Annotated in this window: 1 protein-coding gene; it reads right to left on the reverse strand. The window is 46.5% G+C overall.

Features of this window, described 5'->3' with window-relative positions; genetic code table 11:
- Positions 1-632, reverse strand: a 632-nt coding sequence (locus R8O11_RS28795) for a DNA polymerase domain-containing protein (RefSeq protein ID WP_318195065.1), incomplete at both ends; no start/stop codon positions are given.

The raw sequence follows: 632 nt of genomic DNA on the forward strand, positions 1-632 counted from the left end.
TAGAACGATGAAACTGACCACCACGAAAACCAGGCACGGCTTGATCGTCATCCTTACCAATGTCCAGTAATAAACCTTCGACCAAACCCATTGGGTCGATCAAGAAAGAGCGAATAATCGATGGATATAGACTCTTAAAATCCAGCACTAAAACTGAGTCATAAAGGTTAGGGATAGAGTCCATTACGTAACCGCCGGGACTCGCAATCCAGTTTTCAGGGTGCAAATTGGGTGCGACGTAACCTGCTCGATGAATTTGTGGCAAATAAAGATTGGTGAACGCCGCGACTGAGCCTCCGACGCGATCCAACTCAACTCCCGTCAACCTCGACCGTTCAATAGCAAACGCGAGGAGATGAGTGTGTTCGAAGATGTTGTTTACTAGCACGCAATCTTGAAGGTTGTATTTGGCAAGTGAAGGCTTATCGGAGCGATACATGCGCTTGATTTCGTCCATACGGTCATGCACGTTATGGATCTCTTTGCCTTCACCGAGTAATTCTTGTGAAACCGATTCTAATGACCAAGACCGAAAGTGATAAGTCGCGGTTTTTAGTGTATCGATGCCATCGAGTACTACACGTCCGGGAATTGAGATAAACCCCTGTTGGCTTTGGGATGAGCTACGAAAG

The organism is Vibrio sp. 1288 (assembly GCF_033344475.1).